This window comes from Psychrobacter sp. M9-54-1 (genome assembly GCF_016613355.1).
Classification (GTDB): domain Bacteria; phylum Pseudomonadota; class Gammaproteobacteria; order Pseudomonadales; family Moraxellaceae; genus Psychrobacter; species Psychrobacter faecalis.
In genome coordinates this window covers 123,057-133,327 of record NZ_JADGFW010000026.1, presented here as the reverse complement: position 1 = coordinate 133,327, position 10,271 = coordinate 123,057, and the positions used below count along the sequence as shown (strand labels likewise).

At 45.7% G+C, this 10,271-nt stretch carries 5 protein-coding genes; 2 read left to right on the top strand and 3 right to left on the bottom strand.

Annotated features, from left to right (window positions below):
- Positions 1 to 133: 133 nt before the first annotated feature.
- From IQ457_RS11160 to IQ457_RS11150, 3 genes are all read right to left on the bottom strand, one after another.
- The gene (locus tag IQ457_RS11160; protein WP_242465426.1) at positions 134 to 1,390 is read right to left on the bottom strand and encodes a cytochrome P450; all 1,257 of its coding nucleotides are present in this window, start codon (positions 1,388 to 1,390) and stop codon (positions 134 to 136) included.
- Between the two features lie 180 nt (positions 1,391 to 1,570).
- Positions 1,571 to 2,230 carry a two-component system response regulator NarL gene (narL, locus tag IQ457_RS11155; RefSeq protein ID WP_200663289.1) on the bottom strand — a complete coding sequence of 220 codons (660 nt, stop codon included), beginning with the start codon at positions 2,228 to 2,230 and terminating at the stop codon, positions 1,571 to 1,573.
- A gap of 133 nt (positions 2,231 to 2,363) precedes the next feature.
- Positions 2,364 to 4,415: a histidine kinase gene (locus tag IQ457_RS11150; RefSeq protein ID WP_200663287.1), complete on the bottom strand. Its 2,052-nt coding sequence runs from the start codon at positions 4,413 to 4,415 to the stop codon at positions 2,364 to 2,366.
- A 288-nt stretch (positions 4,416 to 4,703) separates the two neighbouring features.
- Between IQ457_RS11150 and IQ457_RS11145 the strand changes: the two genes are divergently transcribed.
- Together IQ457_RS11145 and IQ457_RS11140 are read left to right on the top strand one after the other, a co-directional pair.
- Positions 4,704 to 6,083 (top strand): NarK family nitrate/nitrite MFS transporter, encoded by a 1,380-nt coding sequence (locus IQ457_RS11145; protein ID WP_200663285.1) that lies wholly within the window; start codon positions 4,704 to 4,706, stop codon positions 6,081 to 6,083.
- A 385-nt stretch (positions 6,084 to 6,468) separates the two neighbouring features.
- Positions 6,469 to 10,227, top strand: a complete 3,759-nt coding sequence (locus tag IQ457_RS11140; RefSeq protein ID WP_200663282.1) for a nitrate reductase subunit alpha — start codon at positions 6,469 to 6,471, stop codon at positions 10,225 to 10,227.
- Positions 10,228 to 10,271 lie beyond the last annotated feature (44 nt).

Sequence of the window (10,271 nt, the reverse complement as noted above, 5' to 3'; positions counted from 1 at the left end):
GTTACAATGTGGCTTATCCCGAACTGGGGTTAATTATTCATAATAGCTTTTTACCGAAAAAAAACCCACTTAGCAAACGTTAAGTGGGTGTTTTAATGGGGGCGATATTTATCTCAATATAAGATGAAACGATTTAAGCTAGCACCACAGGCACATGTCTATAACCGCCCAATGGTGGCTGCTCACGCTGTAAAGAAAAGCCCGCCGCCAACTGTATGTCTTTAAAATGGGTCAATAATGCTTGAGTAGCAATTCTAAGCTGCCAAGTAGCAAGCAGGCGCCCTGGGCAAACGTGCTTGCCGATACCATAAACCACGTTAGCAGCGGCTTGCTTTTGAGGGTCGAAACTGTTATCACCGAACACCGCTTCGTCACGATTGGCTGACGTCCAGTTTAACTGTACGCGCGCGCCTTTGGGTAGCTTGTGCGCACCAATAGAGACGGGACACGTAGTGATACGGCGGTTTGAGACGAAAGGATCGTCAATTCGTAATATCTCGTCGATGATAGCCTCAAGTTCGCTATCAGTAGCTCGTGACCAGAAGTTTACTTGCTCAGGATGCTTGACAATATGAGCGATGATAACGCCGACACACAAAGCGATAGACCCCAAATCGCCGCCAGTCCAATTACGCAAAATAGAAACCAATTCGGCTTCGCTCAGCTCCCGCCCATCGATACGCTCACGGCATAATTGAGCGGTGACGCTATTCATATCAAGGCTGTTTTTAGTGACGTTGTTTATAGCAATGTTGTTTTCAGCAGTTTTGGTTTCAGCAGTGCTCGCTTTAAACATGCCAGCCACTTCGTCAGTATTACGATATGGCTGTAACACCGAGCGGATAATATCATCGAAGTCTTGCGCGACTTGTGCCATTTTTACGTCGTCTTTTGAGCGAGTAGCGCTGTGATTGTCGCACATCCATTGTAAAAGCCTTGGCTCCAATTCAGTAGGCCAGCCAAGCCATGCGCATTGGGCGCGGACGGCAAATACCGCGCCGATATCATCGACTGCATTGAGCATTTTACCTTTTGGTAGCTCACTCATCAATTCTGTTGCGACCTTGTCAAAAATAGAGACATAAGGCAGTAGCGCTTCTTTACTAAGATAACCATCAATCAGCGCCCTAAAATGCTCGTGCTCTGCGCCGTCCAAACCATTGGGTACTTGCAAAAAACGCGACACCTGACTAGAAAAACGCTTATCATCTAAAGCCGCCGCCACCACATCTGCATGGCGTAGTAACACCCACTCCCCTGCGTCACTTTTTATGACATCATGCGCTTGCCGTAAGTTATCGGTTAGGGCGCGCAAATCACTGTCTTTATAAATAGTGACCTCAGCAGTCGCATGAGCGGTTTTTTGGTCAAATAAGTTAGATGTCATCATAAATCCTTACAGCAGGTATTCGGTTTTGTAGCGCCTCTCAATCCTCTACATGTTTCGTTTATACTGCTAGGCAACTTTATAAACAACAACCATCATACACGCAAATCCATAAGTTTTTAATGAACAAGGAAGTAATGGATAAGGAAGTAATGGATAAGGAAGTCACGCTTAAAGCTTTCTTTATTTAGATAAATGATTGACCGTCCACACCGCCGCTTCTACACGCGTGCGCAGACCCGTTTTATTGAGGATATGTTTGACATGGACTTTTACTGTCGACTCGGCGATATCTAAACTATTGGCAATCATTTTATTACTCAGCCCTTCAGCAATCATCTGAATCACTTGCAGCTCTCGGCTGGTCAAATTACTGGCGATATCTTCGATACTGGGTGTGCGCAAGGTTTGGGCAAGTATCGAGGCAAGGTTTGGACTGATGACCAGCTCGCCGCGCAGGATTTTTCTGATATCAATGATAATCAGCTCAGGCTCCATATCTTTTAGTAGATAACCATCGACGCCCAATTTTAATGCCTCTTGGACATCCTCGCCGCTATCTGAAACCGTAAACAACACGGTCTTGGTATTGATATTTCTGGCTTTGATTTCTCGTAAAGTTTCGATACCGGTCAGTACCGGCATTTTATGATCAAGTATCACCAAATCCACGTCGTTATTTTCTAAAAATGCCAATACTTCTTGACCATTACTGGCTTCGCCAACGACTTCGACATCGTCCTCAAGGCTTAGTAATTCAGAGATACCGCGGCGTAACATCGGATGGTCATCGACCAATAATAGACGCGCAGGCGACATGCTGGTATAAACTTTAGTGCTCATAACATACTCACAAATTAGAAAAAATGGTACAAAAACTCTCTTACTCAAAAAAACTGCTTAAAAAATCAAAAAATGGCAAAGTAAAAACAGCGAAAATGATAAATCTATTATCTAAAAGAGTAATTTTATTCGATTATAAGTAAGCGTCTTGGGTATTTTTTTCATCAAAGAAGTTGGGCGCAAATCTGACCGTGACGATGGTACCCTGCGGTTGATTGTCTGTGACAATAAGCTCACCGCCGATGTTGTGGGCGCGCTCTTTCATAATGATGAGGCCGTGATGCTGGGTTTGATCGACACTTCCTGACATGCCAACGCCATCATCGATGATACTCATAACGATATATTTATCACCGTCCTCATACGCCAATTGAATCTCTACGTTTTTTGCTTTGGCATGACGGCTGATGTTTGATAGCGCTTCTCTGGCAATCTGTATCAAATCTATCTGTTCAGTGGCGCTTAAATTGAGCGTCATAATCCGATTGTGCACGGTCATATTAAAATCGCCCTTGGAGGCAAACTCACTGGCAGCATCACGCAGTGCTTCATCAAAATTATCATTATCAATAGTCAAGCGGAACGTCACCAACAAGTCTCTTAACTGCTGATAAGCGGAGCCCAGACCTATTTTTATCTGCTCAATGTTTTGATAAACAGGCGCTTGTACTGGCTCACTGCCCACATTTTTTAAATGTCTCTCAAGAACGCTGACTTGGATTTTTAAATAAGACAACGACTGCGCCAAGGAGTCATGCAATTCTCTGGCAATGGTTGAGCGTTCTTCAAACAAAATCAGCTGATGCTCTTGCTGTCTTTGTTTGCGCAGTGATAAGGCGGTACTGATTAAATTGGTCAGCGCCACAATCAGCTCGTCATTTTGCGCATCCAACTCGGCACTGACAAACGGAAAAATATTGCCCACTTCGGTCATTTGAATACGCTGTTCTGGTGTTATATTGCTATGACTATCAGCATTATCGTCGCCATCCGTGACAAAAGAGCGATTCATGACCAGTGTCGACTTTGGACATACACGCAACTCCCCAAAGGTTTCTTGTTGATGGACGATAGGATAAGACTTGGTATGTTCGCCATTTTTAATGCCACAGCTTTCACAGCTCAGCTTTTTGCACAGCTCTTTCATTTTTTCGCCGTGCAGCACGATAGCATTTTTATTGGTGATATATTTATTTTGAATACATAAGGTAAATTCTAAATGCGGCAGCGCCTTGCTAAAGTCTGCAATCAAGTCATCGAGCTGATATAAGCTCACTTGGCTAGTGGTCAGCGATTTTGAAAAGTCATAAAACAGCGATAGCACTTGATTGGCTTTGACCAAATGCTGGGTTTTTATTTGCACCTCACTCTCAAGCGAGCGCTGATAGGTTTCAATCGTGCCCGCCATGTCATTAAATGAGCTGCCCAATACTTCAAATTCTCGGTAGCCCTTGATGGATACGCGCGTCTGAGTCTGCCCTCGTTTAAATTGGTTATTGGCTTTAATCAATTGCTGAATGGGCAGGAGTACCGATTTTTGCAAACGGCGCATGCCGATTAATACGATAATAGCGATAAGCAGCAATGAGAGGATTTGTAAGTTTTGTTGCCATGTCTGGCGCTGCTCGTTTCGGTATTGCAGCTCACCGACGAAGTCATTGACATCTTCGATATAACGCGACGAGACGCTATAAAACCCTTGCTTGTCTTGCGCCAATAACGCTGGCTTTAAATCTTGATACCACTGCTCTTTTATCTCTTTAAGCTGCTCATTGATGCGCACATGTCGATTGGCGCTCGTCAGCTGATAGACTTGCAATTCTTCGAGTCGATTTTCCATATCGCGGCTGAGAATATCTATCTTTTCAGCGGTGGTTTTATTGGCAAAGTCTAATTTATCCTGTTTGGCGCTCTGCTCATTGGTTTTATCGCCTACGCTGTTTTGTCCAACATGTAAACTTGGACTAAAAGGATGGTCATCTGAAAAATCCGTGGCTATCTGAAAATTGAGACGGTAAGTTGCCATACGCACCGAACCTGCCACATTAATGGCCTCAGCATCCGACCTTGCCACCCATGCCAGCGCGCCACTTCCTAGCGTAGACATCACCGCTAAGGTGGCTATGATCAAAATAGCGCCCCAAGCATGCAGCGATAAAGACTGTCTGTGTTGTTTAGACCTCATGAATGGCATTCACCTAGCAAATTAGCGAAAACAGGGAGTAAATAACACTATTAAAATCGTTCATTTTAAAACCGTCGACATTCAAAACCATCCGTATTTAAAATAACAAATGCGCTTATTAATCATTAAAAAACCAAACTTTTGGTAATAATTCTATTACTACTATACCCCTTTTAGCCATCAGTATACCACTATGTATGAATACTCATTATCCCGATAACAAAGTACCGTGAGTTATCATTTTTTATAAATACTTATTTTTTATAAAGACAATAAGTGAGGAAGAGTATGGGCAATAAATACAACTTCAAAGGTGGTACGCTCATTACTGACTGGCGACCTGAAGTAGAAGAGTTTTGGCAAGGCGGCGGCAAAAAAGTCGCCACGCGAAATTTATGGATATCTATTCCATCTTTGCTATTGGCGTTTGCAGTATGGATGGTATGGAGTGCGGTCATCGTGCGCTTGCCAGAGATTGGCTTTGATTTTGATGGCGGACAGCTATTTTGGCTAGCCGCGCTACCGGGGCTGTCAGGGGCGACGCTGCGGATTTTTTATTCTTTTATGGTACCTATTTTTGGTGGACGTCGTTGGACAGCGATATCCACCTTATCTTTATTAATACCCGCGCTATGGATGGGTTTTGCGGTACAAAACCCTGATACACCATTTATTATATTTGCCATTATCGCCCTACTATGCGGCTTTGGCGGTGGTAACTTTGCGTCGTCTATGTCCAATATTTCGTTCTTTTATCCAAAAGCCGAACAAGGTACAGCGCTTGGCCTAAACGCTGGTTTGGGTAATCTAGGCGTCTCTGTCATGCAGTTTGTGGTACCGATGATTATCTTAATTGGCGCTTTTGGTAGCTTGGGCGGCGATCCACAAGTATCTGACAGCGGTCGATTATTTTATCTACAAAATGCAGGCTTTATTTGGGTACCCTTTATCTTGCTATTTACGGCATTGGCTTGGTTTGGCATGAACGATATTGCCACTGCTAAAGCGTCGTTCAAAGACCAATCGGTTATCTTTAAACGCAAACATAACTGGATTATGTGTATCCTTTACATGGCGACGTTTGGCTCTTTTATTGGCTTTTCTGCTGCCTTCCCGATGTTGATTAAAAACTCCTTCCCTGCTATTGACGCACTTAAATTTGCCTTTTTAGGGCCTTTGGTTGGCGCGCTATTTCGCCCATTAGGGGGCTGGATATCTGATAAAACCAGCGGCGCAAAGGTCACGTTTTGGAACTATATCGTGATGGTACTAGCGGTACTAGCGGTGATGTACTTCTTACCTAGTGAGACCAGTGACGGCAGCTTTGTCGGCTACTTTATCTCCTTTATGGTGCTCTTTATTACCACTGGTATCGGTAACGGCTCAACCTTTACCATGATTCCGGTTATTTTTAGAACCTTTCATGACCGCCGTGAGCCTGAAAAAGCGGGTACAGAAGAGCTGTTTGTCGAGATACGTAAAGAGTCAGCAGCAGTGGTCGGCTTTACCTCAGCGGTTGCCGCTTATGGCGCTTTCTTTGTGCCAAAAATGTTCGGCTCAGGGCTGGGTATCGATGGCACCTTTATCTCCTTAATCATCTTTTATGTCCTCTGTATTGTGTTGACATGGTGGTATTACAGCCGCCCGAATGCTGAGATTCCTTGCTAAAACGGCTGTGTTATAAGTCCTTTAAAGCGACTTTTATACAAGCAAAACTAAATCTATAAAGTGCTACTTGCCCATGTAAGTAGCACTTTTTTTATTTTAAATTTTTACTGCTCATGATTGGCTTTATTATCAACGTCACACTCCGTCACTGAGCAGCTATTTAGCCGCCATTTTCCAGTACTTTTATTTTTAGCAGCTACTACTAAGGTGGTAGTGCTCTGCTCATGTTAGCGGATAGTAAGGGTGCTATGGCTTACTTAAAATGACGCTATTGAAATAATATTTACGGCTTAGGTGCATACCAATATCGAGTCAAGTACGACGATACCAGCATGCGGCACTCAGCTTTAGATACACCATAGGCAATAAAACAAAGGATAGCGAAATGAGCCATTTACTCGACCAATTCCGTTTTTTTAAACGTAAACAGGGCGAATTTTCCGATGGGCATGGCGAGACGCGTGATGAGTCTCGTGACTGGGAAAACGTGTATCGTAGCCGTTGGCAGTATGACAAAATCGTGCGCTCAACGCATGGGGTCAACTGTACCGGTTCTTGCTCGTGGAAGATTTATGTGAAAAACGGCTTGGTGACGTGGGAAACCCAGCAAACCGACTATCCTGAAACCCGCCCTGACTTACCAAACCACGAACCACGCGGCTGCCCTCGCGGCGCAAGCTATAGCTGGTATATGTATTCAGCCAACCGTGTCAAATATCCAAAGGTACGTAAACCGCTACTAAAATTATGGCGCGAAGCCAAAGCTCAGTATCCTGACCCTGTCGATGCGTGGGGCAGCATTGTCCAAGACCCTATCAAAGCTGAACAGTATAAATCTAAGCGTGGTCTTGGTGGCTTTATTCGCTCAACGTGGGCAGAGGTCAACGAAATCATCGCTGCCAGCAACGTTTATACAGCCAAAACCTTTGGGCCGGACCGCATTATTGGCTTCTCGCCAATTCCTGCGATGTCGATGGTCAGTTACGCCTCTGGTAGCCGCTATTTATCGCTTATCGGCGGTGTTTGTTTGTCATTTTATGACTGGTATTGTGACTTACCTCCGTCCTCACCGATGGTTTGGGGCGAGCAAACTGACGTACCAGAATCAGCCGATTGGTACAACTCTGACTATATCATCGCTTGGGGCTCAAACGTGCCGCAAACGCGGACGCCAGATGCGCATTTCTTTACCGAAGTACGTTATAAAGGCACGAAAACCGTCTCTATCACCCCTGACTATGCAGAAATCTCTAAGCTCACCGACTTATGGCTCAATCCTAAACAAGGTACCGATGCGGCAGTGGCGCAGGCGTTTTGTCATGTCATTATCAAAGAGTTTTATCTCAAACAGCCAAGCGATTACTTCTTAGACTACGCCAAACGTTATACCGATTTGCCGGTGCTTGTAATGCTAGAAGGTGAAGATGGCGCGCGCCGTGCGGGTCGCTACCTGCGTGCTTCTGACTTGGTCGATGATTTGGGTCAAGAAAACAATCCTGAATGGAAAACCATTGCCTTAAATAATGACGGCGAATTGGTCTCTCCGCTGGGCTCAATCGGCTACCGTTGGGGCGAAAAAGGCAAGTGGAATCTTGAGCAAAAAAACGGTACCACAGGTGAAGATATCGATCTGACGCTAACCTTAAAAGACAGCGCTGAGACTTGTGTCGTGGGCTTTGACTACTTCGGTCATGTGGATCATCCGCATTTTACCTCGGTACCAGGCGAGCCTATCCAGCAAAAAACCGTCCCTTGCAAAACCATTACCCTTGCCGATGGCAGCACCGCCATCGTTGCGACAGTATTTGATTTAACCGTGGCCAACCTTGGTGTTGACAATGGCGTCGGCGGCGAGCACGTCACCGATGATTATAACGATGCAAGCGTACCGGGCACGCCAGCTTGGCAAGAAGTGATTACCGGCCTTAGCCGTGAGCGCGTGATTCAAGTGGCTCGCGAGTTTGCTGAAAACGCTCATAAAACCCATGGTAAATCGATGATTATCATCGGTGCGGGTATGAACCACTGGTATCACCTTGATATGAACTATCGCGGCGTGATTAATATGCTCATGCTGTGCGGCTGTATCGGCAAATCTGGCGGCGGCTGGGCGCACTATGTTGGTCAAGAAAAACTGCGCCCACAAACTGGCTGGTTACCCCTTGCCTTTGCCCTTGATTGGCATCGTCCACCGCGCCAAATGGCCGGTACCAGCTTCTTTTATGAGCACAGCTCACAGTGGCGTCATGAGACCATCTCAGCCCATGAGATTCTCTCACCAAATGCTAATAAAAAGTTCTTCCCAGAGCACATGCTGGATTACAACATCCAAGCAGAGCGCGCAGGTTGGTTACCATCAGCGCCGCAGCTCAACAGCAACCCATTGACCATTGCCGCCGCCGCAAAAGCCAGCGGTAAAGACGTGGAAGAGTATGTGGTCGACTCATTAGAAGACGGCAGCTTACGCTTTGCTTGTGAGTCTCCAGACAACCCGGTGAACTTCCCGCGCAATATGTTTATTTGGCGCTCAAACCTCTTGGGTTCATCAGGTAAGGGTCATGAATATATGCTCCACTACTTCTTGGGCACTAGAAACGGTCTGCTTAACGAAGAAAACCCGACGGGTCATTTGCAGCCAAAAGAAGTCGATTGGGTAGAAAAAGGCCCTACTGGCAAGCTTGACTTGGTCGTAACGCTTGATTTCCGTATGTCCTCGACCTGTTTGTACTCTGATATCGTCCTACCGACCGCAACTTGGTATGAAAAAGACGACATGAATACCTCTGACATGCATCCATTTATTCACCCATTAACCGCCGCCACCGACCCTGCTTGGGAATCTAAATCGGATTGGGAGATTTATAAAGGCATTGCTAAGAGCTTCTCTGAGATATCAAAAGGTCATTTGGGCGTGGAAACCGATGTGGTCACTCTGCCTATGCAGCATGATAGCCCAGGCGAGCTTGCGCAGCCATTTGGCGGCACCGACTGGAAAACCGCTGGCGAAAAACCAGTTCCTGGTAAAAACTGCCCGATGATTAAAATCGTTGAGCGCGACTATCCTAACACCTATAAGAAATTCACCTCTATGGGTCCGGCTTTAGAAAAACTGGGCAATGGCTCAAAAGGTTTGAATTGGGACATGAAAACCGAGGTCAAACAACTGGGTGATTTAAACCACCGTGTCACTGAGCCGGGTATCTCTGAAGGTCGTCCTCGTCTGAATACTGCGGTGAATGCGTCTGAGATGATTTTGATGCTGGCTCCTGAAACCAATGGTCACGTTGCCGTTAAAGGCTGGGCAGCATTGTCTGAATTTACCGGTCGCGACCATACGCATTTGGCGAAATCCAGTGAGCATGAAAAGATTCGCTTTAAAGATATCGTTGCGCAGCCACGCAAAATCATCTCAAGCCCGACGTGGTCAGGTATTGAATCTGATGAAGTGAGCTATAACGCCGGTTATACCAACGTCCATGAGCTGATTCCTTGGCGTACGATTACCGGTCGTCAGCAATTTTATCAAGATCACCCTTGGATGCAGGCGTTTGGTGAGCAAATGCAGCAGTATCGTCCGCCTATCGACACCAAGACGACGGAGATTATCCAAAATACCAAGCCCAACGGTAATAAAGAGATCGTGCTGAACTTTTTAACACCGCACCAAAAATGGGGTATTCATAGTACTTACTCTGAAAACTTGCTCATGCTGACGCTGAGCCGCGGTGGTCCTTGTGTGTGGTTATCAGAAGTCGATGCTGCAAAAGCCGGTATCGTCGATAACGACTGGATTGAAGTCTTTAACGCTAACGGTGCCATTACCGCGCGCGCCATCGTTAGTCAGCGCGTCAAAGAAGGCATGACGATGATGTACCACGCCCAAGAAAAATTGGTCAACGTACCAGGCTCACAGCAAACCGGTATTCGCGGCGGTATTCACAACTCAGTGACCCGTACTATCTTAAAACCGACGCACATGATTGGCAGCTACGCGCAGCAGTCTTACGGTTTTAACTACTATGGCACTGTTGGTTGTAACCGTGACGAGTTCGTCGTGATTCGCAAAATGTCGAAAATCGACTGGTTGGAAGAAAAACCAGATGACTCGTTACCACGCCCATTGCCAACCACCCTTGATGGTTAATAGCACGTTTATACATTGCTACTGATAAGTACTTATATTAATTG